Here is a 26,118-nt window from a genome sequence, read left to right on the forward strand (position 1 = left end):
TCACAACACCCTCGCCGCGGGGCCGTCCACCGGTGCCACCAGCACGTCGCTGTCGTGGCCTGTGGCGGCGAACGCCGCGCGCATGGACTGTGCCGCGGCCTGCGCCGAGGCGCGATCCTCGAACCAGCCGAACACGCTGGGTCCCGCGCCGGAGATGCTGGCGCCGAGGGCGCTGTGGTCCAGGGCGGCCTGCTTGACCCGCGCAAAGCCGGGGATCAGGGGCGCACGGCGCGGCTCGACCAGCACATCGGACAGGCCTTCGCGAACGAGGGCGGTATCGCCGCGGTAGCAGCCTGCCAGCACCAGGGCCAGGTGGGCGCTCTGCGCGACGAACTCGCCCAGGGCGTAGTGCCCGGCCAACGCGGCGCGCGCCCGGCGCGTTTCCAGCACCACATGCGGATGCACCAGCGCGCAGTGCCATGCCGCCGGCACGGGAATGCGCACCAGGCGTGTGTCGGTGGACAGCACCAGGCCGCCCAGTAGCATCGGCCCCAGGTTGTCGCCGTGCCGGCTGCCGCTGGCCACCACCTCGCCGTCCAGCGCGAACGGATAGAGCGCCTCGCGCGGCAGCGGCTCGTCGAGCAGGGCGTTCGCGGCGACCAATGCGGCGACACACGACGCGGCCGATCCGCCCATGCCCGAACCCAGCGCAATGCCCTTGTGCAGCGTGAGCTCGAAACCGAAGGGTAGGGACAGGGCGTGCATCATGGACAGCAACGCGGCGCCGGCGGTGTTGTCCGCGGCGGCCAGCGGCAGGTCGGTGACCACGCCATGGATGGCGGCGATGCGCACCTCACGCTCGGCGATGCGGCGCACCTCGGCGCGATCGCCCGCGCCGGCCACGCTGTGGCCCAGGATATCGAAGCCGATGCCGACATTGCCGACACTGGCATAGGCCTCCGCCACCGCGACATCCGCGCGGGCCAGAGGCGAGGAATCTTCGTTCAGCATGCGCACCGTTTTACTCCCATGGCGCCGGCCACGCGCAGCAGGTCCGTGAACACCGCGGCGGCCGTGACTTCGGGGCCGGCACCCGGCCCCTGGACGACCAGTGCATTGTCGCAGTAACGGCGCGTGGCGAAACGCAGCACGTTGTCGGTCAGCTTCGAATGGGCGAAGGCGTGGTCGGCCTCGACCACCTGCACGCCGACGCTGGCGCGACCGCCGTCCAGCCGGGCGACATGGCGCAGCACGCCGCCTGCCGACCGCGCATCGGCCAGCAGCGTGGCCATCGGGGCATCCATCAGGGCGAGTTGGTCCATGAAGGCCTCGCGGGAGGCCTCGGCCAGCTCCGCGGGAATCAGGCTTCGCACGGCGACATCCTCCAGCGACAGCGCCAGGCCGGCCTCGCGAGCGAGGATGACGACCTTGCGTGCCACGTCCATGCCGGACAGATCGTCGCGCGGATCGGGCTCCGTATAGCCCATGGCATGCGCCTCGCGCACCAGCGCCGAGAACGGCACGGAGCCGTCGAACCGGTTGAACAGCCAGGCCAGCGTGCCCGACAGCATGCCTTCGACGGCGGTCAGCTCGTCGCCCGTGTCGATCATGTCGCGCAGCGTCTGCACCACCGGCAGGCCGGCACCCACCGTGCCCTCGTAATACAGGTGGGCGCCGCTGGCCTCGGCCGCGGCGCCGATCTGTCGCCAGCGTTCCAGCGGACCACTGGCCGCGCGCTTGTTGGGCGTGACCACATGGATGCCGGCACCCAGCCAGCCGGCGTAGTGGTCCGCTACCCGGTCGCTGGCACTACAGTCCGCCAGGATGGCCACATGGCTGCCGTCGCCGGCGACATAGGCCGCGAATTCGTCCAGTTCCACCGGGCGCCAGGTCTGGGCGCCGTGCTGCCGAGCGTTGAGGGCGTCGTCGTCGCAATCCAGCCACATGTGGCGGCTGTCGCTGACGCCGCGCAGGCTGAGCTCCAGGTTGAAGTCGCGACGCAGGCGCGGTGCGGCGCCGCGTAGCTGGTTCAGCAGTGCGCTGCCGACCTTGCCGGGTCCAACGACGCCCACATGCACGACGAGGGGCTGGACGGCGGCGCGTACGGGCGCGGCACGTAAGGGCGAGCGGGGTAACGCGACAGCGATGGACACGATCGAAGCCTCCGGTAAGAGGCCCTTGGTCACATCAGGAGGGAGGGTGTCGGCTGGAAGTTCCGGCGCCGGTCCCGTCCTGCGGGAGGTCGGGGCCGGCAGCGACAAGAACTAGGCGCGCGCGAACTCCGATCCTCCGACCATGGTAATGGTCGTAGTCGTTGTAGTCGCGGTGGTGGTCACGGACGCACGCGTGCCGGCCGTGGAGGCCGTAAGGAAATGCAGCGCGGGCGCAAGGGAAGACATGAGCCCGACGTTATGCCCGCGTGATAGCGGCTGTCAAGCGGTTTGAATCGGGTTTCCACCCGCCATGATGGCGGGTGGAAACCGAGGCACGCACCTTCAGCGCTTCGACAGGTCCAGCGCGTACACGGCCGTGCCGTCGCCGTTGTCGTGCACCTGCGTGATCGCCAGGCCCTGTGCCGCCGCGATGTCCTGCTTGCCGGACGCGGCGGTGAAGGTCACCGGACCCTTCGTCTTGACGCGCACGAAGTGCCACGAGCGCGGGTCGACGTCCTTGCCGGTGATCGTCTTCTTCGCCTGGATCCAGCGGATCACCACCTCGCGGTTGCCGTCGGGCGCGTTCAGCACCACGGACTCGCCGTTCATGCCCGGGAACTCGCCGCCACCGTTGGCGCGATAGCTGTTGGTCACGACGATGAAGGACTGGTCGGCGCGGATCGGCTTGCCTTTGTAGCGCAGGTCGCCGATGCGTTGCCCTTCCGGCTGGGTGATGTCGATGGTGTAGGTGATGCCACCCTGCATCTGGTCGAAGTTGTACGGCACCAGCTTGCCCGTGAGCGTCTGCTCATCTTCCTTCGTCGGATCGATGCGGTTGAAACGCGTGGCCGATTTTTCCAGCCACGCCTTCACCGCCGCGCCGTCGATCTTCACCGCCGCCAGCGTGTTCGGATAGAAGTAGAGATCGGCCGCGTTGCGGATCGTCATCGGGCCCTTAGGCACGTCCGTGTAGTCGTCGGGGCCACCGAAGCCGGTGCGGAAGGCGGAGGCCGCCGAGATCACCGGTATGTCCTTCAGTTCCGGATGCGCGCGGGCGATCTCGTCGCGGGCGTAGTCGGCCTGCGCGGCGTTGACCACCGCCAGCGCGCTCATGTTGCCTTCGTCGGCGAAGTAGCTGGTCAGGTCGTGGTCGGTGGCGCCGATCGGCGTGTTGACGTAAGCCACCGCGGCCTCGTGGGCCGGCATCACGATGGGTGCGATGGTGGGATCGACGGGCACGCACTCGTTCTTCTTCGGACAGATCGGCCGGACCTGGCTATGGCTCTTGTCCTTCTGCACCACCCAGCGGCCGTTATCGCGTGCCAGCGTCATGTTGATGACGCCCAGGTCCTTGCCGAAGAAGCCGCCCATGACGGCGGGCACACCGCGCACGATGCCGCGCTTCGCGTCCACGTCCTTCATGCCCATGTAGCGCGGCCCCGGGAATTCGGTATGCGAATGGCCGAGCAGCAACGCATCGATACCGGGAACGCCGGCGAGGTACCAGCCGCCGTTCTCCATCTGCGGCGTGTACGGCGCGGTATTGAGGCCGCCATGCAGGATGGCGACGACCAGGTCGGGCTTCTGTGCCAGCACCTCCGGCATGTACCGCTGTGCGGCTTCCACCACGCCGTCGACGGTGACCTTGCCCTGCAGGTTGCGCTTGTCCCAGTCGAGGATGGGCGGCGGGGTGAAACCGATGATGCCGATGCGCAACGTGGTCGGCACGGTCTTGCCGTCGGCGGTTTTCACCTCGACCGTCTTGCTCACGATCGTCCACGGCTTGAAGATCGGCTGCTTGTCGCGAGCGCTGTAGACGTTGGACAGCACCAGCGGAAACTTCGGACCGGCACACGCCGCGGGCTTCACCCCATCCACGTTCATCGGCGTGTTGGTCACCTGCGCGAGGAAGGGCAGGCCGTAGTTGAATTCGTGGTTGCCGGCCGTGCCGCCGTCGTAGCCGATCGCGTCCATGGCCGCGTAGATGCCCAGCTCCGTGTCGCAGCCCACCGGCTTGACCATCGCCTGGTAGTCGGCCAGCACCGAGCCCTGGATGGTATCGCCGCTGTCGAACAGCACGGTGTTCGGGAACTCCTTGCGCGCCTGCCGGATCAACGTGGCCAAGCGCTCGTAGCCGAAGCTGGGGTCGTTCTTCTGCTTGTAGTAGTCGTACGAAAGGATGTTCGAATGGATATCGGTGGTTTCGAGGATCGCCAGATCCAGCGTCGAACCGTTCGCGACGCTGCCGGAACGGGGCGTGACGGTATCGGCTTTCTGCGCCGTGGTGCAGCCGGCGAGCAGGGCGGCCGAGAGCGTGGCCAGTGCGAGGGACTTGAGCATCGGAAAGGTCCGTGTGGAATCGGGAGTGCGGTCGGCACGCTAGCAGAAACGCGGGCGGTCAGGGCAGGCGCTCGGCCTTGGCCTGGTCGAAATACGTGTAGACCTTGCCGTTATCGTCCAGCTGCTTGGTCTTCAGCACGAAGCGATAGGCCGAGCGCTGCATCGCGCTACCGTCCACGCGGCGTACGTCCAGGCCATGCGCGGTGTCGGTGGTGACATCCACCGGGCGCACACTCAACCGGCCGGCCTCATGCCCTTCGAGCGCCTCGCGCAGGACGCGCCCGTCCGGACTGCCCAGCTTCACGCCCAGCACGGCGGCCAGCGTGGGTGCGAGGTCGACATTGCCGCTGGGCAGTTCGCTGCGCAGGCCCTTGTGGAAATCCGGCCCGCTGGCCAGCAGCAGGTTGTGCACGTCGATGGGGCTGAAGCTGCCGTGCATGCCGCGCTCGTTGGACATGCTGGTGTACTCGGTGCCCTTGAATCCCTGCACCGTCGCTTCCGTATCGAAGTCGTAGCTGACCACGATGTCGGGCGAGCGGGTGTTTTCCAGGTGTACGGTGGCCAGCGGCAGCGTGCCGGGAATCTTCCCGTAACGCGCGTCGACGAAGATCGCACCGAACATCTCGTGGCTCTGCAGGAAGCGCACGGCGTCCACGATGCGGTTGCGATCGTGCGAGGGCAGGTAGAGGTATTCGCTGCCGCCGTTGGGTGCGAGGACGAACGCCTTCCCCGCGCCGTCGGCGGGCAGCTTGTACGACGGCGTGGTGTATGGGCCAGGCTTGCCGCAGACGCGACCGTCGTCGTCGAAGCGGGTGGGGCGCAGCGGCGTGCCGTCGGCCTTCACGCCGGCCATCACCGGTGCGTAGATGCAGCCCATGCCGTCGAAGGCGGGCAGCCCGGCACGCGTCATTTCGTCAGCCAGGCGAATCGCGCCCGCGCTGGAGAAACCCCATTCCGGATCGATGCGTCCGACCCGTCCGTCGGCGATCTGCCGCAGCGGGAAAAGATCCGCCGGGCCGGCGACGTTGCTGTGGGCGTGATCGGAGACGATCACCAGGTCGGTGTCGGCGGCCATGCCGAGCGCTTGCAGCCGATCCTGCAACTGCCCCAGCAGTTCGTCCTGCGCACGCAGCGCCAGGTGGAAGTTCGGCGAGCCCACGCCGTAGGCATGCTGCGTCGCGTCCGGGTTGCGCAGCCAGACGAAGCTCACATCGGGTTTTTCGACCGGCAGCACGTACTCCAGGAAGGCCTTCATCAGGAACGCGTTGGAGGGCGTCGGCGGCGCGCCGGCCCCGTCGGAGGCATCCGAGGTGACGCCGTCCTTCAGCGTGACCAGCGGCAACTGCGCGGTGGGCGTGCCGTTGTCCGGCTCCAGGTGGAAGTGGTCGGGATCGTACGCATGCACCGTGTTGGCGGGCAACGCGAACCCGGCGCGCTGCAGCTTCTGCGCGAAGGCGAGCGGCAGTGCCACGTTCTCGTCGAGGATCAGGCCGCCCTCGTGGATGTCCTGGAGGAAGGCCGGGCCCGACTTGCCGACCACGGCCGTTTTCAGCCCGGCCTTGCGCGCCCGTTCCAGCAGGGTCGGTGCCTGCAGGAGGTCGTGGTGCCAGTGGTCGTCCAGGTCGCGCAGGATCGCGTAGTCCTCGGTGAAGATCGGCACGCTGAAGTCCACCGGCGCGCCCTTGGCATCGGCACCGTTCGCGCCGGGCGCCCAGAAGCGGTTGCCGAAGAAGCCGATGGTCCCGGGGAAGGAGCCGGTGGCGAAGCTGGACGCGTTGACCATGGTGAAGGTCGGGTACGTGGCGTGGTTGTCCGCGAAGAACGTGCCCTGCTTCGCCAGTGCCGCGAGGTGCGGCGTGTCGTCCGCGCTGATGGCATCCGGCCGCATGCCGTCCCAGACGAACACGATGACGCGATGCGCCGCGTGGGCCTGCATGGTCAGTACGGCCAGGGGAAGGGCGACGAGTCGGGCGAGAGGATGCATGGATCAGTTCCGCGTGAGGGTAAAACGGGCCATGGTGAGGCGTGCGTGTTGCAATATCGGTACCGCGCCGCCCCGCGTGACGATCGTCACCGTGCGCGGCACCGTCTTGGTTTCGTAAGAAAATGTACACAGTGCGCGGTCACGCTTGGCGGCTTCCTCCGTTCGACGAGCCACCATCGATGAAGCCCTGCCGCAGTGCCCTGTTCCTCGCCCTCGCTTCCGCCTTTGCCATGCAGGCCCACGCGGACGACACGCCGCCGCCGAAAACCCAGGACCTGGACGCGGTATCCGTGATCGGCCAGGGCGAGACGCGCCAGGTGCAGCGCATCGTGCCCGACGACCAGAAGGTGCTGCCGCCCGGCACCAGCCCGCAGAAGATCCTCAATCGCCTTCCCGGCGTGTCCGTGCAGTCCAACGACGCGTTCGGTGCCAACGAGGAGTCGCAGACGATCACCCTACGCGGTTTCAACGCCACGCGCCTGGGCTACACGCTGGACGGCTTGCCCTTGGGCGACAACGCCTACGGCAACTACAACGGCCTGAACATCTCGCGCGCCCTGATCGCCGAGAACATGGCCACGGTGGAATTGTCCGAGGGCATCGGCGCGCTGGGCACCGCGTCCACCAGCAACCTGGGCGGCGCCATCCAGTATTTCTCGGCCGACCCGTCGAAGACTTTCGGCGGCAAGGTGGCACAGACCTTCGGCAGCGACCACAACCGCCGCACGTATGTCCGCCTGGATTCCGGTGACTACAAGGGTTTCTCCATGTACCTGTCCGGCGCCAGGGCCGATGCGGACATGTGGGCGCAGCCCGGTTCGAAGACGGACACCAAACAGTTCAACGGCAAGGCCGTGTACGAGTTCGGCGACGGCAATCGCATCACCGGCTTCGCCGACACCTCGCGCACCTCGCAGGCCGATTACGCCTACCTGTCCAAGAGCGGGTTGCAGCGTGGCCTGGGCTGGGACTGGAACCTGTATGCGCCGGACTGGAACCGCGCGCTGGCCGCGGCGTACTGCGCACCGGTCTACACCAAAGGCGGCGTGAAGGACCCGCGCTGCGGCTTTTCCGGTGGCGTGGACAACATCGACGATGCCTACTACCAGAGCCGCGCCCTGCGCCGTGATGATCTTTACTACCTGGCCGGCGATTTCGCCGTGGCGGACGGCGCCACGCTGCACACGCAGGTATACCATCACGAGAACGCCGGCCAGGGCCACTGGTGGTCGCCGGGCCAGCGCTCCAACCCGGGCACGGCCGAGGAACTGCCGATCTCCATCCGCAGCACCAACTACACGATCAATCGCAACGGCGCCATTGCGTCGCTGGCGTGGGACCTGGGTGGCCACCACGTGGAAGGCGGCGTGTGGTACGAGAAGAACGACCACCATGTCGAGCGCAACTTCTATTACATCGACGGGCCGGTCAGCGACAACTATTACCTGTCGGATCCGGATCGCCGCCTGTTCTCCCAGGACTATACGATCACCACCCGGCAGGCCTACCTGCAGGACAGCTTCAAGGCGATGGACGATCGGCTGACCGTCGACTTCGGCGTCAAGAGCCCGCACACCACGATGAAGGCGGTGGAAGGCCCGGGCGTGGAAAGTCCCTATGCCAACGGCACCCTGAAGGCGGACAAGGCGCTGCTGCCGCAGGCGGGCCTGGCCTTCCAGCTGGCGCCGGGCCAGGAGCTGTTCCTGTCGTACGCGAAGAACATCGCCGCGTTCCAGGGCGGCGGTGCCGGTGGTCCGCTGGCGGTGGGGCAGGCCGCGTTCGACGGGTCGAAGTCCGACCTCAAGCCCGAGCAGTCGCGCTCGATCGACGGCGGCTTCCGCAGTGTCGGCCAGGCGTACGAGGCTTCCGTGGCGCTGTACGACGTGAAGTTCGACAACCGCCTGCTGTCGCTCAACCCGTGCTCAAGCATCGAGCAGGGCACGCGGCCGGGCTGCAACACCGCGTTCGTTAACGTGGGTTCGGTGTCCAGCCGCGGCGCGGAGTTCACCTTCATCTGGAAACCGATCCGCGGTTTCGAGTGGTACAACTCGGCCTCGTTCAACACCTCGAAATACGACGACAACTACGTAGCCAATGGCGTGGTCGTGCCGGTGAAGGACAAGACCACGGTGGATACGCCCAAGCGCATGTTCGCCAGCGAAGTCAGCTACACCTATGGCCCGTGGTCGGCCAGCCTGCGTGGCAAGTACACCGGCAAGCGCTACTACACGTACACCAACGACCAGAGCGTGGCCGGCGCCACGGCGTTCGACTTCGGCGCGGCCTACGCGTTCGGCGCGATGGGCAGCCTGAAGGCGCTGACCCTGGCATTGAATGTCACCAACCTCACCGACCATCGCTACGCCAGCAACCTGTCCGCGTTCGGGGCGACCGACGCGCAAGGCCGCTCGCTCGCCTTCCACGCCAGTGCACCGCGGCAGACCTTCGTCACCCTATCGGCGGATTTCTGATGAAGGCGCTTGTTCTATCCTCGTCCGCCCTGGTCCTGTTGCTTGGAGCGCTGCCGATGTCCACGCCCGCCGCCCCGGTCCCTGCCGTCGCCCCGGCCGCGCCGATCGCCGCCAGGGTGCTCGTCATCGGCCATCGCGGGGCCAGCGCGCTGCGCCCCGAGCACACGCTGGCCTCCTATGCCGTGGCCATCGCGGACGGGGCCGACTTCGTCGAGCCCGACCTGGTCTCCACGAAGGATGGCGTGCTGGTGGTGCGGCACGAGAACGAGATCGGCGGCACCACCGACGTGGCGTCCCATCCGGAATTCGCAGCGCGCCGCACCACCAAGGTGGTGGACGGCGAGACGATCACCGGCTGGTTCACGGAGGATTTCATCCTTGCCGAACTGAAGACGCTACGGGCGCGCGAGCGCCTGGCGGACATCCGCAAGGCGAACACGGCCTACGACGGCCAGTTCACCGTGCCCACCTTCGAGGAGATGATCGAGTTCGTCGCCGCCGAAGCCTCGGCCCGGCACCGCGTGATCGGCCTGATCCCGGAGATCAAGCACGCCACCTATTTCCACGGCATCGGCCTGCCGATGGAGGACAAGCTGCTGGCGATGCTGGCCGCCCATGCCTACACGCGCACGGCGCCGGTGGAAATCCAGTCGTTCGAGGTGGGCAACCTCCGCTACCTGCACGGCAAGCTGGGTAAGAGCCATCCGAACATCCGCCTGCTGCAGCTGATGGACGCGCCGGACAAGCACCCCGCCGACGATGCCTCGCTGACCTACGGCGCCATGATGACGCCGGCGGGGCTCAAGACGGTGGCCGCGTATGCGGATGCCATCGGGCCGTCCACGCGTAGCATCATTCCGCTGACGAAGGACGGCCGACTGGCGCCGGTGGCGCCGCTGGTGCACGACGCCCACGCGGCCGGACTGGAAGTGCACCCGTACACCTTCCGGCCGGAAAACCACTTCCTGGCGGCCGATTTCCGCGACGCTGGCGGCGACGCGGCGCGCAACGAAGCCGGGTCGGTGGCGGAAATCCGCGCCTATCTGGCCACCGGCATCGATGCATTCTTCACCGACGATCCGGCGCTGGGGCGCAAGGCACTGGACGCTCACTGAGGCCGTTTGCCTGACAGACATCGGTGGATTGCCCCGCTATGATCCCGGCTCAGCCAGTCATAAGGGATTATCCGATGTCATTAGCCAGGTTCCTCCGGCACAAGTCCGTCGAGCAATTGCAGGCCGAAGTGGGCCTGCGCAAGGACTTCAGACGTGTGCTGGGGTTGTGGCAGCTCACCGCCATCGGTATCGGCGGCATCATCGGCGTGGGCATTTTCGTACTGGCCGGCCAGCAGGCGGCGCTCAACGCGGGCCCGGCGGTGGCCCTGAGCTTCATCATCGCGGGCTTCGGCAGCGCGTGCGCGGCGCTGTGCTACGCGGAGTTCGCCGGCCTGATCCCGGTCACCGGCAGCGCCTATACCTATGGCTACGCCGTGCTCGGCGAGGGCGCGGCCTGGATCATCGGCTGGGACCTGTTGCTGGAATATGCCCTGGTGGTGGCGGTGGTCGCCATCGGCTGGTCCGGCTACGTGCAGGTGTTGCTGGCCTCGGCCGGCGTGCACCTGCCGGAGTGGGCGCAGAAGAGCATGAGCGCCGACACCATGGCCTACTACTGGCAGCAGGCGAAGCTGGGCATGGGCCTGTCGGTCAGCCGGCCCCTGCCGGGTCCGACGGACGGGCATCGCTTCAACATCATCGCCGCCGGCATCTCGCTGTTCGTCGCCGTCCTGCTCTCGGTCAAGACCGAGTGGGGGGCGCGCCTGAACACGTTCATTGTCGGCATCAAGGTCATCGGCGTGGCGCTGGTCATCGGCGTGGGCGCATTTTTCATCAACACGGCGAACTGGCACCCGTTCATCCCCGAGCGCATCGTCGACGCCAAGGGCATCGGCCACTTCGGCTGGCAGGGCGTGCTCACCGGTGCCAGCGTGGTGTTCTTCGCCGTGTTCGGCTACGACACCCTGACCACCGCGGCCGAGGAGGCGCGTGATCCGCAGCGCGACCTGCCGCGCGCGGTGCTGTTGTCGCTTGCCGTGGCCATGGTGCTGTATATCGCGGTATCGCTGGTGCTCACCGGCATCGTGCCCTACGGCACGCTCGACGGCGAGGCCTCCGTGTCCGATGCGTTCAACGCCATTGGCCTGCCCTGGCTCAGCAACGTTATCGCCGTAGCGGCCGTCATCGGCGTGATCAGCGTGCTGTTCGCCTTCATGCTCGGTGCCGCGCGCATCTGGTTCGCGCTGGCACGCGATGGCCTGCTGCCGGCCTGGTTCGCCCGCGTGCACCCGCGCTACGGCACGCCGGCCCGGCCGACCATGATCCTGGGCATCTTCACCGCCGTGGTCGCCGGCCTGCTGCCCATCGGCGAGGTCGCCGAGCTGGTCAATATCGGCACGCTCAGCGCCTTCATCCTCATCTGCGCATCGGTGCTGGTGCTGCGCGTGCGCAAGCCGGAGCTGGAGCGCAAGTTCCGTACCCCGGCGGTGTGGTTCGTCGCGCCGCTGGGCATCCTGTTCTCGCTCGCGCTGATCTGGGGCCTGCCGGCCATCACCTTCGAGCGCTTCGCCATCTGGATGGCCCTGGGCCTGATCGTCTACTTCACCTACGGCATAAAGCACAGCAAGCTCAATCGCGACTGAGTGTCGGTGGTTGTGGCGATGGTCTCGACGCACCCTGTGTTCTTTCAGTGATGTCATGACGTCCCTGCGCACGCGGCTTGGCGCCGGGGTGTGCACGGGCTCATGCATCGAGCCGAATCGGCAGGCGTGTTCCAAGTGTGCGAGTAGGCAAGCCTTTCGTTCGCTGCTTACGTCTTCTGGTGGTATGGCGTTGCGCGCCACATGCGCTCTACTCGGAAGTGGCGCCGGTGGCGTCACATTCCACATCACGCAGGGAGCACATCATGAAAAAGTCGGAACACCGCGCGGAAGTAACCGCCTTCGCCAGTTACAAGGGGGCGCGGGCACTCGCTGACGCATCCGGATTGAAACATCCGGACGGCCGTGCCCGTAGCAGGGTCTGGGATGAGACGTTCGAAGAGGCCGTTGGTGGCACGAGTGTACTCACCGATAACTTTGTGATCAGCGATAACAACGGGGCCGCTTTCCTTGTCGAGGGCGCGCCGGGTGAGCGATATATCACGGCGAACAAGCCTGACGATCTTAACGTCCTGGGCAATGTGCGCGGAGCGAGGCAGGGTACGACGATCGGATTTCTTGTCCATCGCACACCTGGCACGCCCGTGCCAACCCTCCAGTTGCTGGGCCGTAACGGCAAGCCTCTAGGTCTGTCCGAAGACGTGCCGGAGGGATACGACTGGATGTTTTTCAACATGAATGAGTATGTATTCGGCTTCACGTGGTCTGGCGGCAACCTGCAGATGCATGGCATTCTGCTTGTCGACTGGACTTCCTGAGTCTGCACGCCGGCGTCGATGGTCTCAGTAGTCGTAGTTGACGCTCAGCCGCACATACCGCGGCTGCTGCACCGACGTCGGCGTGCCGTACAGCGGGTTGGCCAGGTTAGGGCTCTGCTCCGAGTTCGGGAAAATGCCGATCGTGCGCTGTTCGTTCAGCACGTTGAACACGTTCGCGTTGAACGCCAGCTTCGCATCGGCGAAGGCCGGGCGGTAGGTCACGCCCAGGTCCACCTGGCGCACCCACGGCAGGCGGCCGTGGCTTCCCGGAGGCGACGGCAGCCCGTTGCAGAAGTGGTAGCTGTTGCCGTAGCCCGCCGGGTCGGTGCGATCCGGGCCGAAGTAGCCGAGGCACGGCTTGGGCGCGCCGGAGATCATGCTCAGGTTGCCGCTGACCAGCCACTCGGGACTGAACTGGTAATACCCGAACAGCTTTAGCTGGTGCTTGTGGTCGTTGTTCTGCACGCCGTTGGTGTTGACCATGATGTACGCGTTGTCCCAGTCCTGCGTGGTCGACACCGCCGTCTGGCCGGTACCGCGGGATTCCCGGTAGAGATCGGAACGAAGCTGGCCTTCGGTGTTGCCGTAGCTGCGTGAGAACGTGTAACTGACCTTGCCGTACCAGCCATCGGCGAACGGATGCTCCAGGAAGGTTTCCAGGGCGTAGTAGCGACGCTTCAGGCGATCGAAGCCGAATTCTGCATTGGAAAGCGGCACCTTCACATAGTTGCCGCTGGTGTCCACCAGGTTGAACGTGTTGGCCTTGCCGGGGTTGAACAACCAGCAGCTGACCGGGTTGCTCTGGTCGGTCACGTCGTAGCCCAGCGAGGTGGCCTTGGCCAGCACCACGTCGATGTCGCAGTAATCGTCGATCGCGTTGCGCAGGACGCGTTGGGTGGCCTTGGCGCCGTAGACCCAGTCCGTGCCCAGCGTCTTGGTGAAGCCGAGGATGAACTCGTCCTGGTATTCGGACTTGAGGCCCTGGGTGGTCACCGTCTTCGGATCGGGCAACTGGCCAAAGGTGTTGTTGGCGGCCACGGGAGGCGAGATGGCGGTGAGCGCCGTGGGCGTGCCGTCAGCCGCAATGCCGCCGTAGGTGAAGTATTGCGATGTGGTCAGCGCCCCGCCGGCTGCGTTCAGTGCGGGGTTCAGCGGCAGGCCGAGGTAGTAGCGTCCCGCGTTCGCGTAGACCTTGAACGTCGCGTCTCCGAATACGTCCCAGCTGGCACCCAGCCGAGGGGCCCACTGCGGCTTGTGCTGGGTGATGAAGGCATCGCCGTTGGCATTGAAATTCTGGAACTGGTCGTTGCGGATACCCGCCGACAGCAGCCACTGGTCGTTGATCTGCCATTTGTCCTCGATGTACTGAGCGCGCTGCGCGGAGCGCACGGTGGCCAGGCTGCTGTTGATGTTGCGGATCACGTAGTAGCCGCCGGCGCCATTGGGGAAACCCGCCGTGGCGGGCACGCCCAGGCCGGTGGAGATCGGTGTGTTCGGGTCGGCCACGCCGTATTCCCACGAATACCCCGGCCCGGAGGTGACGTTGCCCTGATCGATCGCCGTGCCGGTCTGGTTGTCGATGCCGGCGGTGATCGTGTGGTCGCCGATCTTGTAGGTGATGTCGAAACGCGTATTCGTGGTGCGACCGCCGCGGCCGGCGGGTGTCAGGCTGGCCACGGTCTGGCTGTTGCCGCGTGCGGTGCCGCCGTTGAGGGCGGGGTTCTGGTTCACCTGGTTGTTGACGTAGGTCAGCGTCGGATCGTAGCCGCCCGGGGCGTCGTAGGCCGTGGTGTGCTGCTTGCCGTACAGGGCGCTGATGGTCAGGTTATCGGTGATATAGCCGGTGTACTTGGCCGACCAGAGGTCGCCGCCGGTCTTGATGTCGTCGTCCTGGCCGATGCGCGCCTGGCGTGTGCGTCCCACGTAGTCGTAGTTGTAGATGCTGCCCGATGTCTCGTACTTGTCCGAGGCACCGGTCAGCTCGAGGATGTGGTTATCGGTGATGTTCCAATCCACCTTGCCGTACCAGCGCGGCGAGTTATAGGTGTAATCCACGTAAGGCTTGGTGCTGGTGTAGCCGCTGACCGGGTTGACCGTGTTGCCCTGCTGCCGCTGGTATTCACCGGCGATGAAGATGAACAGCTTGTCCTTGATCAGCGGGCCGCCGGCATACGCGCTGACCGTGGTGCTGTCGGTGCCGTTCTGCCCGTCCGGCGCGTAGAGGTTGCCGGCACGCGGCGACGACGGCAGGCCGCTCTCGTAGTAACGGTTGCGCTGGTTGGCCCGGGCGAACGCCGGCTCCCACAGCACCTGCGTGCCGAAGTGCCATTCGTTGGTGCCGCGCTTGCCCACGACGTTGATGACGCCGCCGTCGGAACGCCCGTACTGAGCGCTGTAACCGCCGGTATAGACCTCCTGCTGATCGATCGCGCCGTACGGCAGCGACAATCCGCCGAAGCCGAGCAGGGCATCCGTGGTGGAGAATCCGTTGACGTAGTAGGCATTCTCGCTGGCCGCCGAACCGCCGAAGCTCACCAACGACTTGCCGGTGGGGCCCTTGAAGCTGCCGCCGTTGTTCACCACGCCGGGGGCCAGCAGCGCGATGGCTTCGGCGTTGCGGCCCAGCGGAAGGCGGGCCAGTTGCTCGGAGGTCACCACCGTGCGGGAGTCAATGGTGGATACGTCGATCTTTGCCAGCGCCGACGCGGAGACGGACACCCCGCTCATGTCCTGGGCGGCCGTGGCCGTGCCCGCCGCCGCTGCGAATGACACCTCGGTGCCTGCGCCCACCTTGAGCACGACGTTCTGGCGGGTGTCCACGGCCTGTCCGTTGGCCTTGAGCGTCACCGTGTAGGTGCCCAGCGGCAGCTGCCCGGCGGAGTAACGACCCCGCTCGTCCACGGGTACCTCGCGGCTGAGGCCGGTGTCGCTGGTGATCACCACGGACTGGCCGGGCGTGGCCGGTGCCTGGCCGAAGACGCCGCCGGTGGTCGACTGGGCGAACGCGGCGGGGCACACGGCAAGGCCGAGGGCAAGCGCAAGGGCGGTTCGGGTCAACGGCTTGGTGCTGGGCATGATGGAACGTCTCCTTGGCCGTGGTTCGCGCCACAGGCATGCACGGGCTTCGCGGTGGCGAAACCTGGATTCGGTGATGAAGGCAAAACCCCTGGATAACGCCCTGCCGGCCGGCATCTGCAGGTGCCGGGGGACATGGCGCTCCGCTTGGTACACGCGCGGGCGCGGTGCTTCCGTTCTGTCGAACAGGGTGCTGCGGCGCAGCACTTGCTATCGGTTATACGGAAAACGAAAAGCGATGTATAGAGGTTTAGACGTCCGCATTGCTATTTATTTGCGAGGCCGATTCCTAGGAATCGCGCCTCGTTCCCGGGCGTCTGCGGAACCCGGCGTCGCCGAGGTCGTCGGGTGGCGGCATCAGCGAACGCTGTATGGGCGGCCCGGACTGCTCGCCAGCGCACAGTTCCCTTGTCGTTTTTTCGTCATCCTCGCTCGCTAAGGTGCGCAGTCCGTTCCGGGACCGGAACACGGCATTGATGCCAGATCAAGGGGAAAGACATGCAGGGACCTATCGCACGGCGCTGGCTGTGCGCTGCCATCGCTTCGCTGCTCGCGGCCAGCACGGCGCACGCGCAGAACACGTCGTCGTCCATGAGTGGCAGGGTACTGACCGCCGACGGCGCACCCGCCGCGGGCGTCACGGTGCAGATCGTGCACGTGCCCTCGGGTACCACGCGCGTGGTTACCACCGATGCGGACGGCCGTTACAAGGCGCAGGGCCTACGCGTCGGCGGTCCGTTCGACGTCACCGCCACCACGGCCGTCGGTACGGCGGAGCGCGATGGCGTGTTCCTGCAGCTGGCGCAGGACACCAGCCTGGACCTGGCGGTGGCCGCATCGTCCGGTGCCGCCGCCACGCAGATGGAAGGCGTGCAGGTGCATGCCAACGCCTCCGACGTGGCCATGGCGCAGATATTCCAGCCGGACAACAAGGGTATGGGCACGCAGGTGTCGCAGCAGCAGCTGAAGATGCTGCCGGTGCCGAATCGGTCCATCCAGGACATCGCCCGCCTCAATCCCGCGATCACCATCACCAACAAGAGCAAGGGCGAGATATCGGCGCTGGGCCAGAACAGCCGCTACAACAACATCACGATCGACTCCGTGCCCACCAACGACTCGTTCGGCCTGGAAGACAACGGCCTGCCCGCGCTGAACCAGCCGGTGTCGCTGGATGCCATCGAGGCGTACAACATTTCGACCGCCAACTACGATGTGGCCAACAAGCGCGCGGTCGGCGCCAATATCAACATCGTGACCAAGAGCGGCACCAACGACTTCCACGGTTCCACGTACTACGTCTATCGCAATGCTTCGGACATGGTGGGCGACGATCGCGCCGGCAACGCGTTCAAGGGTTACACGCGTCAGTGGACGGGCGGGGCGACCTTCAGCGGCTCGATCGTCAAGGACAAGCTGTTCTTCTTCGTCAGCCTGGAAAAATCGAAGACCGTGGCACCGGCCCCCGACTTCGGTGCCATCGGCTCGGGCAAGGGCAACATCATCCCGATCAGCCAGACCGACCTCGATCGCATCACCAGCATCGCGTCGGGCCTGGGTATGACCCCCGGCAGTACCACCGCCGCCGGCGCCGACCAGCAGGAGAAGCGCGGCCTGTTCAAGCTGGACTGGAACATCGCCGACGGCCACCGCGTCAGCCTGCGCTACGACAAGACCAAGAGCGAACAGCCCAACCTCAACGGCTACAGCACGTCGTCCACCTCGCCCAGCCTCAGCCTGTCGAGCTACTGGTTCGACAAGCACCGCGAGAACTCGCAGTGGGTGCTCAACGGGTACGACGACTGGACCGACTCGTTCTCCACCGAGGCATCGTTCTCGTATTCCAAGTACGACGCCACGCCCTCGGTGCAGACGCAGCAGCCGCAGGTGAAGGTGTACACCAACGGCGTGGTCACCGGTAGCACGATCACCGGAACTTTTGTCAACCTGGGCGAAGAGGAATTCCGCCACTACAACATCCTCGGTATCCGCTCCTATAACGGCTTCTTTGCCGGCACGTGGAACGTCGGCGATCATTCGGTGAAGGCTGGCGTAGATTACCAGCGCGACGAGTTCTACAACCTGTTCGGTCGTACCGAGTTCGGTGCTTACGTGTTCCCCAGCATCGACGCGTTCGCCAACCGCAACTACTTCAGCTACTCGGTCTACCGCCCCACCGACGGCAACCTCGACAGCATCGCCGCGAAATGGGATCTCACCCAGTGGGGTTTCTTCGCCCAGGACACCTGGCAGCTCGGCAACCTGTCGCTGCAGTACGGCCTGCGTTACGACCTGCCGAAGGTCAGCAGTGCACCGCTGGCCAATCCCACGTTCAACGCGGCGTACCCGGGTTATCCCAACAACGCGACCATCGACGGTAATGGGGTGCTCGAACCGCGCGCGTCGTTCAACTACGCCTTCGATACCGAGCGGGCCACGCAGCTGCGCGGCGGCATCGGCCTCTCGGAAGGCGCACCCCCGGGCGTGTGGCTGTCCAATCCGTACACCAACAACGGCCGCTCGCTCACCAGCTACTCGGCGTCCAACGGTACGGGCTTCACCGCCGACCCCAACAACCCGCTGATTCCCGCTGGTGCGCGCCGTGGCGGCTCACCGGAGGTGGATGTCACCGATGGCGGCTTCAGGATGCCCACGGTGTGGAAGGCCAGCCTGGGCTTCGACCACCAGTTGCCCTGGTCCAGCCTGGTCTTGACGGCTGAGGTCGAGCACCTGGAAACCAAGGATGCGGTGCGCTTCCAGGACCTGAACCTCGGTGCCGTGACCGGCCAGCTTCCGGATGGGCGCGCCAGCTACTGGACCACCACCGACCCGCGTGCGTTCCGCAGCGTCGGCAAGACGGCGAGCGGCCAGAACATCTGTGCCACCGCCAACGGCGTGTGTGCGGCGCCGCGCGCCAACCGCGATCCGCGCTTCGGCAACGTCATCTACCTCAGCAACACCAGCAAGGGCCAGGCCAGCTACGGCACACTGCAGTTGTCCAAGCCGTTCACCGCCGACTCCGACTGGTCGGGTTCGGTGGGCTTCGTCTTCGGCAGCTCGAAGGACGTCAGCTCGGGTAACGAGAAGGTGGCGGCCAGCACCTGGGCCAACGACGCCGTGTTCAACCCCAATGCCGACGCCACGGGCCACAGCAACTTCGAGGTCAGCCGCCGCATCATCGCGTCGCTGAGCTGGCAGCATCGCTTCTTCGGCGATTACACCACCTCGGTCTCGGCGTTCTACGACGGACACACCGGCCAGCCGTACAGCTGGGTGTTCGGCAACGATGTCAGCGGTATCGCTTCCACGGGCACGTCGGCGCCGCTGGGCCTGGCCTACATTCCCAAGCCCGGCGACGTGCTGTTCCAGGCCGGCACCCGTCAGGCCACGATCGACCAGTTCTACGCGTACATGGGCAACAACAGCTACCTGAAGGGGCGCGAGGGCAGCGTGGCCGAGCGCAACGGCGCGCATTCGCCGTGGGTCAACGAGGTGGACCTGGCCATCCGGCAGGAGATCCCGGGCCTGTTCAAGGGCAACAAGGGCGAGCTGCGGCTGGACGTGTTCAACCTCACCAACATGATCAACAAGCGGTGGGGCCAGGTGCGTGACATCGCCTACCCGTACAACCGCAGCCTGGCCAACTTCGCGGGTGTCGATCCGGTGAGCGGCAAGTACGTCTACGCGCTGCCGGTCGATGCCAGGGGTAATTACAACCCCGGCGCCTTCGTCCGCGAGGACGATCGCGCGCAGTCGCGCTGGTCGCTGCAACTGACGGCCCGCTACACGTTCTGATCGACAGGGGGTGGCGCGTCCGGCATTGAAATCGGCCGTCGCCACCCCCTACCTTCAGGGCATCCCGCCTGGAGGAAGCCCCATGCCCGATCTGTCCGCGTTTCCGATCACTACCCGGTGGCCGGCGCAGCATCCCGACCGCATCCAGCTGTATTCGCTGCCCACGCCCAACGGCGTCAAGGTGTCGATCATGCTGGAGGAGCTAGGCCTGCCGTACGAAGTGCATCTCGTCGACATCATGAAGAACGAGAGTAAGCTGCCCGAGTTCGAGTCGCTCAACCCGAACGGCAAGATCCCCGCCATGATCGACCCGGACGGCCCCGGCGGCATTCCGCTGGCCCTGTCCGAATCCGGTGCCATGCTGCTTTACCTGGCCGAGAAGACCGGCCGCTTCCTGCCGCAGGATCCTGCGAAGCGCTGGGAGACGATCCAGTGGTTGTTCTTCCAGATGGGCGGCATCGGCCCGATGTTCGGCCAGGTGGGCTTCTTCCATAAGTTCGCCGGCCGCGAGTACGAGGACAAGCGCCCGCTGGAGCGCTATGTCGCCGAAGCGAAGCGCCTGCTCGGCGTGCTCGATCGCCAGCTCGACGGCAAGGCATGGATCGTCGGTGACGAATACACCATCGCCGATATTGCGACGCTTGGCTGGGTGAACACCCTGCTGACCTTCTACGGCGCCCGTGAGCTGGTCGGTTTCGACGACTTCGCCAATGTCGCCGACTGGCTGGAACGGGGCATGTCCCGTCCCGGCGTGGAGCGTGGGCTGAAGATTCCCGCCCGGCAACCGTGACCTCTGGCATAGGGCGCTCCCGGGGATGCCGTTTAGCATCGAGGGCTTGCGCGGACCCCAGGGGTCCGCGCCGACCCGCTCGCAGGGATGGCAGGGCGACCCACACGCTCCACGGGAGAATGCATTGAAATCCACGATCCTCGCCTCCGCGCTGCTGGCCGCCCTGGCCAGCGTCGGCGCCACCGCCGCCCGCGCAGACGATGTGCCGCCGCCGGCCGACGTCGCGTTCGACGGCACGCTCAAGCTTGTCGTCGACGCCACCGACACCGACCACCGTATCTTCCGGGTCAAGGAATCGATTCCGGCCAAGGCCGGTCCGCTGACCCTGCTGTTCCCCGAATGGATCCCGGGCCACCACTCGCCCACCGGTCCGATCGACCAGTTCGCCGGCCTCGTCGTCACCGCTGGCGGCAAGCGCCTGGCCTGGAAACGCGACGAGTTCAACGTCTATGCGTTCCATGTGGACGTGCCGGCCGGCGCTTCCTCGGTGGACGTCGAGTTCCAGACGCTCACCCCGCAGGACACACGCCAGGGTCGGATCGTCATGACGCCCGACATCGTCAATGTGCAGTGGAACCAGGTGTCCCTGTATCCGGCGGGCTACCGCGCGGATCGCATCCAGGTCGATGCCTCGGTCAAGTTCCCCGCCGGCTTCCAGTACGGCTCCGCGCTGGAGCAGGCGAGCAAGAGCGGCGACACGGTCACCTTCAAGACGATCGACTACGACGATCTGGTCGATTCGCCGGTGTTCGCCGGCCGCTACTTCAAGCGTGTGGACCTGGATCCCAATGGTCGCTCGCCCGTGCACCTGAATATCGTGGCCGACAGCGCCAAGGCGTTGGAAATCACGCCCCAGGGGCTCGAGGCGCACCGCAAGCTCGTCCAGCAGATGGACAAGCTTTACGGCGCGCGCCACTACAACCACTACGACTTCCTCCTGGCGCTGAGCGACAAGCTGGGCGGCATCGGCCTGGAGCATCACCGCTCCTCCGAGAACAGCGCAGATCCCAACTACTTCACCGAGTGGGACAAGAGCTGGCTCGGTCGCGACCTGCTCTCGCACGAATACAACCATTCGTGGGACGGCAAGTACCGTCGCGGTGCCGACCTGTCCACCGCGAGTTTCAACGTGCCCATGGGGGACAGCCTGCTGTGGGTCTATGAAGGACAGACCCAATTCTGGGGCAATGTCGTGGCCGCCCGTTCCGGCCTGGTCTCGCAGGACCAGGCGCGCGACCTGCTGGCCATGGTCGCGGCCACCTACGACAAGAACCGTCCGGGCCTGTCGTGGCGCAGCATCGGCGACACCACCAACGATCCGACCATCGCGCAGCGTCGCCCGCTCTCGTACCGCAACTACCAGATGAGCGAAGACTATTACTCGGGCGGCCAGATGGTGTGGCTGGACGTGGACACCAAGCTGCGTGAGCTGACGAAGAACAAGCGCAACCTGGATGATTTCGCCAAGGCGTTCTTCGGCATGAAGGACGGTGACTGGAAGGTCAACCCGTACACCTTCGAGGACGTGGTCTCCACCCTCAACGGCATCGCGCCGATGGACTGGGCCACCTACCTGCACGAGCGCATCGACGGCAACCGCAACGACCTGGAAGGCATCGAGCGCGGCGGCTGGAAGCTGGTCTACAACGACAAGCCCTCCGAAGCGGTCAAGGCCTACGAGTCGCGCCGCCACTTCACCGACCTGACCTACTCGGCCGGCTTTGCCGTGTCGGCCAAGGGCGATATCTCCGACGTGCGCTGGGACGGTCCCGCCTTCAACGCCGGCCTCTCGCCGGGCATGCACATCGTCGCCGTCAACGGCAAGGAATTCGACGGCGATGCGCTGAAGGATGCTGTCACCGCCGCCAAGGGCACGTCCGCCCCGATCGAACTGCTGGTGAAGAACTTCGACACGTACAAGACGATCAAGATCGACTACCACGGTGGCCTGATGTATCCCCACCTGGAGCGCGACAAGAGCAAGCCCGACTGGCTGGGCGAACTCTACAAGACCAAGTGAACCACCGAAGGGCCCCGCAAGGGGCCCTTCTCCTTTTCTCGTTATCTTTTCTTGATTTTCAAGACGTTGTCATCCGCTTGCCGATCATGCTTTGCAAAAGATCCCGTGGCTATGCCTTCAGTCCTGGCTTCGGTTGCTTCACGTGCTATATCGACTTTCCAGCCAAAAGGAGAGACGATCATGGATGTGTCGACGAAGCACCTAGCGGAGCAAGTGAGTGAGCGAGAGAAAGCGTACGACGATCTTCGTAGCGATTGCCTGAGAGCGGCAAGGTTATATGGTGAATTGACGCATGGCGAAGACCTCCCGGACGAGGACCTTTCGGATGAAGACCTCCCGAAGGCCGTTGTGGCATGCGCTCGCATTCCGTCACGGAAGGACGAAACGCCAGAAGCGTTGGGTGTCATGTTCGATAACGCGTTCGCTGCGTTTGCTGCGTTGGCTAGCTATCTCGATCGCGAACAATCCTACGGGGGCTTGCGTTGCAGCTCCCCCTTCAGTAATCCGCAGGCATTGCTTGAATTCGTGGGAGAGCGCGTCGAGGCTCATCGCGTGGAATGCGACTGGGAACGACGGTTCGCGCGAGCGCGTGCCCATGATCAGGCAGAGACCATGGGGTATGTGGGCCACCCCTTGTTTCGTGCGAACGCCCGAAGTACATCCAAGGGGATTCTGTTAAATGCCATGCAAAGCGCACTGCGCGACGGCAAATGGCACTTCGGCGAATTCGCCACGTTTCAATGGCAGCAGTTATGGCGTTTCGATGTTTTTCCTGGCAATGCGTCCCGCGCATGGCAAAAGAACCTGGACGCCGAGATGGAAGCATGGTCGCAAGCAGGTTCGGAAACGAATACCCAACCGATCGATGGCCTGTTTGATTGCACCTATGTCGATGGCGAAGGGATGGTGCGAGAAGGCTTCTGCTGGGTACGTGTCGCATTCAAGGTTTCCACGATGAAGACGGTGATGACCGTACTTGGTCCCGTGCAGCAGGTTGGGTTCGGTATTCACGAGACCGATCAATACGACGACAAAGCCGGCTACGAAATGCAGCCTGCGCGCTATCGCGAATGATGCAGCGCGGGCATCGTGGATGACGCCGCGAGGGACGGGGCACCGTGTCCCTCGTGGTTGGCGCGCTGCCGGGCTTTGAGTCCGAACAGCGGCCGTATGAAGGCGACGCGCCGAATCACCAGCTCATGCAGCAGCGCACACCCCGCCACCGTGCCGCCAATAACCAGCGTGGGTTCCAGCCAGGCACCCAGGCCCATCGGTTTCAGCACGAACACCAGCAGGACGATCAGGCTCTGGTGCAGCATGTACCACGGGTACACCGCTTCGGTGGCGTAGGGCAGCCAGCGGAACGGACGGTCGAGGAACACCTTGCCCCAGCCCAGGATCGCCAGCAGCATGGTCCACAGGTAGAGCGTCTCCACGGAAGCGGCGAAGGGGTGCCAGAAGCTGTCCGGAATGCGATACGCGATGGCGTCCGGCGGCAACAGCTGACCCGCGAGGCGCAAGCCTAGCCACACGGTTACCGCGATCATCGCCGTGGCCAACATGCCTTTCCGCATCGACACCACGCGATCCCAGAAAGCGTCGTCACGGGCCAGCAGGTAGCCGGCGAGGAAGACGAAGCCGTACTTGGCATGCTGGTACCAGTCCCCAAAGAACGCCCCGCTGTCCGGGTAGAGCGGATGCAGGCGTAACAGGAAGCCGGTAAGCAAGGCCGTGGGCGCGCCGATGAACAGGATGGCGGGCGCCCGGCAGAAGGTCGCCAACGCACCGCGCACCCATGGCAGCGAAAGCAGTGGCATCGATGCAACAAGGATCAGCGTGTATGCCCACAGGTAGGGCAGGTACCAGAGATGGTTCCACGTGATGCCATGCTCCCAGCCGGTGAAGCTGTGCGGCGGCCACGGGCGCACCTGCCAGTACCGCAGCAGGAAATCGCCGAACCCCGGCACGACGTGCCCGCTGGACACGCCTTCGCAGTACGGCTGGATCGGCACGACCACGAACATGCCGAAGATCAGCGGCAGCATCAGCCGCCAGGTTCGCTGACCTGCGAAGCGCAACAGCCGACCCTCGGGGGCGGCCAGGGCGATCGCGATGCCCGAGATCATGAAGAGCAGGCACATCCGCCAGCGGTTCATGAACAGCATGGGCCACTGCAGCCACTCGGCGGTGTGGGCGCTCTTGATGTGGAAACCCCAGTCGGCCACGTAGGCCATGCCGGTGTGGTAGAGGATCAGCAGCCCGAAGGCGATGACGCGCAGGGCGTCGATGTCGTGGCGGCGGGTGGTCATGGCATGGCGTCCGTGGCGATGTACAGCCAGATTGGGTCGCGGGGGCACCGCGGGGCCAGCATGATGGGTCGTAGCAGGGGCGATGAGGGACGAACGGTGGGCCCTGTGGGACGAACGACCGTCCCTGTCGAGCTCCTCGGGCCTGCGCGGACGCTATCATCCGTCCGATGGATACAGGACCCACACCGCCCGGCCAGGCACTCGACCTCGCCCACCGCCGCCGGCGCGTCTTCATGACCGCCTTCTGGTTGCTGGCGTTCGGCAGCGGCGCCGTTGGCAATCTCCTGACCGGCCGGATCGACGCGGAGCGCTATGGCGTCCCTGTCGCGACCTGGCAGATCGCGGTCAACGAGTTCAGCAGCATGCTCGTCTCGCTGGCCATGCTGCCCCTGCTGCTGCGCGCTTGCGATCGCTGGCCCCTGCACGCCGACACCTGGCGCCGTTACCTGCCGCTGTATGTGGCGGGAAGCTTCATGTGGTGCGCCGGGCACATCACCGGCATGGACCTGCTGCGCTGGCTCGGGTATGCCCTGGGCGGGGCGGACTACAGCCCGGGCTCGTTGTGGACGCAGGCGATCTACGAATACCTCAAGGATGTGCGCACGTTCTTCCTGATCGTGGCGGTATGTCACTTGGTGGAGTGGTTCGGCCGGCACCTCAAGGGCGAGGCCAGCCTGCTGGATGCCCCCGACGAAGGGGCAGCAGTCGAGCCGGTCGACCGGCCGGAGCGTTTCCTCGTCCGCAAGCTGGGCCGCGACTTCCTGGTTGCCACGGCGGATATCGAATGGGCGCAGGCGTCGGGCAATTACGTCAACCTGCGCGTGCGCGGTCGCGACTACCCGCTGCGTTCCACGCTGGCGGCCCTGGAGGCGAAGCTGGATCCGACTGTGTTCATACGCGTGCACCGCAGTTACGTCGTGCAACTGCGGCAGGTGACCTCGATCGAGCCGCTGGAGGCCGGTGAGGCCCGGTTGCACATGGCCGACGGCACCGTGCTGCCGTGCAGCCGTCGTTACCGGGAAGGTGTGCGGGCCGCCGCCGGCGGCACCGAACCGCTGGCGGCGCGGGCTGCATCGCAAGGCTAGGCCACTCCGGCGATTCCCGCTACAATGCCCGACCGCAGCATCAGCGCCTGTAGCTCAGCCGGATAGAGTAGTGGCTTCCGAAGCCATTGGTCGGGGGTTCGAATCCCTCCAGGCGCACCATCTTCCCTCAGAACGGCGGCAAGCTTCCCGCTGATTTCTCGTGTTCCTTCAGCAGCGGAAGCTGCGCGCGCGCATAGTCGCGGATCTCCACGTCATCGCCCTTTTCGGCTTCCAGTTGGTAAAGCCCGGTGGTCTGTTTGTGGTCGCGCACCACCGCATCCGAGTACGCACGGTCGAACGCGGCGCCGTCCAGCGCCTTGATCCGGTCGATCTCCTGCTGCTGCGCCGGTTCCGGGGCGATGGCGATCTGCACGCCCTTGCTCCCGGCAAGCCTGGCCAGCGCGTCGTTGGCCTGGGTGTGGTCGGCGACCATGCTCGCCGCATAGGTTTTCACGTCCTTGGACGATGCCTGCTCCGCCGCGAGCTTGCCGAGCGCGATCTGCGTCAGGCTGGCGCTGCTGGCGCGTCGCACGAAATCGGTGTCCGCAGTCGTGGTCTTGACCGCCTGTGCCGCCGCCGTGCCCGCAAGGACCAGCGACAGCAGTGCCGTAAGGATTCGGGTCATGAGCGGGTTGCCTCTGAGGGAAAGACGGATGCTTTTGTCGACGAGACAAAGAACGACGCC

The 26,118-nt window shown here is 65.7% G+C and carries 16 protein-coding genes and 1 tRNA gene; 10 read left to right on the plus strand and 7 right to left on the minus strand.

Annotation, left to right across the window (positions count from 1 at the left end; all coding sequences use genetic code 11):
• The 4 genes from FA89_RS05925 to FA89_RS05940 all read right to left on the minus strand — a co-directional run bounded on the left by FA89_RS05925 (position 1) and on the right by FA89_RS05940 (position 6,417).
• Positions 1-951, minus strand: coding sequence for a homoserine kinase (locus FA89_RS05925; RefSeq protein WP_036143769.1), 951 nt, complete (start codon positions 949-951; stop codon positions 1-3).
• Positions 945-2,093, minus strand: a complete 1,149-nt coding sequence (locus FA89_RS05930) for a homoserine dehydrogenase (RefSeq protein ID WP_240003856.1) — start codon at positions 2,091-2,093, stop codon at positions 945-947. The genes FA89_RS05925 and FA89_RS05930 overlap by 7 nt, the downstream gene beginning before the upstream one ends.
• Before the next feature lie 342 nt (positions 2,094-2,435).
• Entirely contained in the window at positions 2,436-4,433 is a 1,998-nt protein-coding gene (locus FA89_RS05935; protein ID WP_036139150.1) for a bifunctional 2',3'-cyclic-nucleotide 2'-phosphodiesterase/3'-nucleotidase, read from the minus strand.
• 58 nt (positions 4,434-4,491) lie between these two features.
• A complete protein-coding gene (locus tag FA89_RS05940; protein ID WP_051938569.1) occupies positions 4,492-6,417 on the minus strand; it encodes an alkaline phosphatase family protein in 1,926 nt (641 codons plus the stop codon).
• Positions 6,418-6,596: 179 nt separating this feature from the next.
• On the opposite strand from FA89_RS05940, the gene FA89_RS05945 reads away from it, so the two are divergent.
• The 4 genes from FA89_RS05945 to FA89_RS05960 all read left to right on the plus strand — a co-directional run bounded on the left by FA89_RS05945 (position 6,597) and on the right by FA89_RS05960 (position 12,359).
• Positions 6,597-8,888 (plus strand): TonB-dependent receptor domain-containing protein, encoded by a 2,292-nt coding sequence (locus tag FA89_RS05945; protein ID WP_036139153.1) that lies wholly within the window; start codon positions 6,597-6,599, stop codon positions 8,886-8,888.
• Complete coding sequence (locus tag FA89_RS05950; RefSeq protein ID WP_081916366.1) at positions 8,888-10,003, plus strand: glycerophosphodiester phosphodiesterase; 1,116 nt, start codon at positions 8,888-8,890, stop codon at positions 10,001-10,003. Before FA89_RS05945 ends, FA89_RS05950 begins: the two co-directional genes overlap by 1 nt.
• A gap of 74 nt (positions 10,004-10,077) precedes the next feature.
• Positions 10,078-11,583 carry an amino acid permease gene (locus tag FA89_RS05955; protein WP_036139156.1) on the plus strand — a complete coding sequence of 502 codons (1,506 nt, stop codon included), beginning with the start codon at positions 10,078-10,080 and terminating at the stop codon, positions 11,581-11,583.
• 263 nt (positions 11,584-11,846) lie between these two features.
• Entirely contained in the window at positions 11,847-12,359 is a 513-nt protein-coding gene (locus FA89_RS05960) for a hypothetical protein (protein ID WP_036139158.1), read from the plus strand.
• 24 nt (positions 12,360-12,383) lie between these two features.
• On the opposite strand, the gene FA89_RS05965 is transcribed toward FA89_RS05960, so the two are convergent.
• Entirely contained in the window at positions 12,384-15,434 is a 3,051-nt protein-coding gene (locus FA89_RS05965; RefSeq protein WP_036139159.1) for a TonB-dependent receptor, read from the minus strand.
• 498 nt (positions 15,435-15,932) lie between these two features.
• Here FA89_RS05965 and FA89_RS05970 point away from each other — a divergent pair, with 498 nt between their 5' ends.
• The 4 genes from FA89_RS05970 to FA89_RS20095 all read left to right on the plus strand — a co-directional run bounded on the left by FA89_RS05970 (position 15,933) and on the right by FA89_RS20095 (position 23,113).
• Positions 15,933-19,229 (plus strand): TonB-dependent receptor, encoded by a 3,297-nt coding sequence (locus tag FA89_RS05970; protein WP_036139162.1) that lies wholly within the window; start codon positions 15,933-15,935, stop codon positions 19,227-19,229.
• An 82-nt stretch (positions 19,230-19,311) separates the two neighbouring features.
• On the plus strand, positions 19,312-20,019 hold the full coding sequence (locus tag FA89_RS05975) for a glutathione S-transferase N-terminal domain-containing protein (protein WP_036139163.1): 708 nt from the start codon (positions 19,312-19,314) through the stop codon (positions 20,017-20,019).
• 124 nt (positions 20,020-20,143) lie between these two features.
• The gene (locus FA89_RS05980) at positions 20,144-22,039 is read left to right on the plus strand and encodes a M61 family metallopeptidase (RefSeq protein ID WP_036139165.1); all 1,896 of its coding nucleotides are present in this window, start codon (positions 20,144-20,146) and stop codon (positions 22,037-22,039) included.
• A gap of 180 nt (positions 22,040-22,219) precedes the next feature.
• Entirely contained in the window at positions 22,220-23,113 is an 894-nt protein-coding gene (locus FA89_RS20095) for a hypothetical protein (RefSeq protein ID WP_185754251.1), read from the plus strand.
• Here FA89_RS20095 and FA89_RS05995 read toward each other — a convergent pair.
• On the minus strand, positions 23,101-24,348 hold the full coding sequence (locus FA89_RS05995) for an acyltransferase family protein (protein ID WP_036139172.1): 1,248 nt from the start codon (positions 24,346-24,348) through the stop codon (positions 23,101-23,103). The genes FA89_RS20095 and FA89_RS05995 overlap by 13 nt on opposite strands.
• 167 nt (positions 24,349-24,515) lie before the next feature.
• On the opposite strand from FA89_RS05995, the gene FA89_RS06000 reads away from it, so the two are divergent.
• Together FA89_RS06000 and FA89_RS06005 are read left to right on the plus strand one after the other, a co-directional pair.
• Positions 24,516-25,433 (plus strand): LytTR family DNA-binding domain-containing protein, encoded by a 918-nt coding sequence (locus FA89_RS06000; protein ID WP_240003857.1) that lies wholly within the window; start codon positions 24,516-24,518, stop codon positions 25,431-25,433.
• A 43-nt stretch (positions 25,434-25,476) separates the two neighbouring features.
• A tRNA-Arg gene (locus FA89_RS06005) sits at positions 25,477-25,553 on the plus strand.
• 7 nt (positions 25,554-25,560) lie between these two features.
• Here FA89_RS06005 and FA89_RS06010 read toward each other — a convergent pair.
• Positions 25,561-26,058 (minus strand): DUF4142 domain-containing protein, encoded by a 498-nt coding sequence (locus FA89_RS06010; protein WP_036139178.1) that lies wholly within the window; start codon positions 26,056-26,058, stop codon positions 25,561-25,563.
• Between the last annotated feature and the right edge of the window lie 60 nt (positions 26,059-26,118).

This window comes from Luteibacter sp. 9135 (genome assembly GCF_000745005.1).
Taxonomy (GTDB): Bacteria; Pseudomonadota; Gammaproteobacteria; order Xanthomonadales; family Rhodanobacteraceae; genus Luteibacter.

What these genes read in the sequence shown, in the direction of transcription:
- FA89_RS05925 (WP_036143769.1), bottom strand. Translation starts at nt 951, where the DNA reads ATGCTGAACGAAGATTCCTCGCCTCTGGCCCGCGCGGATGTCGCGGTG.
- FA89_RS05935 (WP_036139150.1), bottom strand. Translation starts at nt 4,433, where the DNA reads ATGCTCAAGTCCCTCGCACTGGCCACGCTCTCGGCCGCCCTGCTCGCC.
- FA89_RS05940 (WP_051938569.1), bottom strand. Translation starts at nt 6,417, where the DNA reads ATGCATCCTCTCGCCCGACTCGTCGCCCTTCCCCTGGCCGTACTGACC.
- FA89_RS05945 (WP_036139153.1), top strand. Translation starts at nt 6,597, where the DNA reads ATGAAGCCCTGCCGCAGTGCCCTGTTCCTCGCCCTCGCTTCCGCCTTT.
- FA89_RS05950 (WP_081916366.1), top strand. Translation starts at nt 8,888, where the DNA reads ATGAAGGCGCTTGTTCTATCCTCGTCCGCCCTGGTCCTGTTGCTTGGA.
- FA89_RS05955 (WP_036139156.1), top strand. Translation starts at nt 10,078, where the DNA reads ATGTCATTAGCCAGGTTCCTCCGGCACAAGTCCGTCGAGCAATTGCAG.
- FA89_RS05960 (WP_036139158.1), top strand. Translation starts at nt 11,847, where the DNA reads ATGAAAAAGTCGGAACACCGCGCGGAAGTAACCGCCTTCGCCAGTTAC.
- FA89_RS05965 (WP_036139159.1), bottom strand. Translation starts at nt 15,434, where the DNA reads ATGCCCAGCACCAAGCCGTTGACCCGAACCGCCCTTGCGCTTGCCCTC.
- FA89_RS05970 (WP_036139162.1), top strand. Translation starts at nt 15,933, where the DNA reads ATGCAGGGACCTATCGCACGGCGCTGGCTGTGCGCTGCCATCGCTTCG.
- FA89_RS05975 (WP_036139163.1), top strand. Translation starts at nt 19,312, where the DNA reads ATGCCCGATCTGTCCGCGTTTCCGATCACTACCCGGTGGCCGGCGCAG.
- FA89_RS20095 (WP_185754251.1), top strand. Translation starts at nt 22,220, where the DNA reads ATGGATGTGTCGACGAAGCACCTAGCGGAGCAAGTGAGTGAGCGAGAG.
- FA89_RS05995 (WP_036139172.1), bottom strand. Translation starts at nt 24,348, where the DNA reads ATGACCACCCGCCGCCACGACATCGACGCCCTGCGCGTCATCGCCTTC.
- FA89_RS06000 (WP_240003857.1), top strand. Translation starts at nt 24,516, where the DNA reads ATGGATACAGGACCCACACCGCCCGGCCAGGCACTCGACCTCGCCCAC.
- FA89_RS06010 (WP_036139178.1), bottom strand. Translation starts at nt 26,058, where the DNA reads ATGACCCGAATCCTTACGGCACTGCTGTCGCTGGTCCTTGCGGGCACG.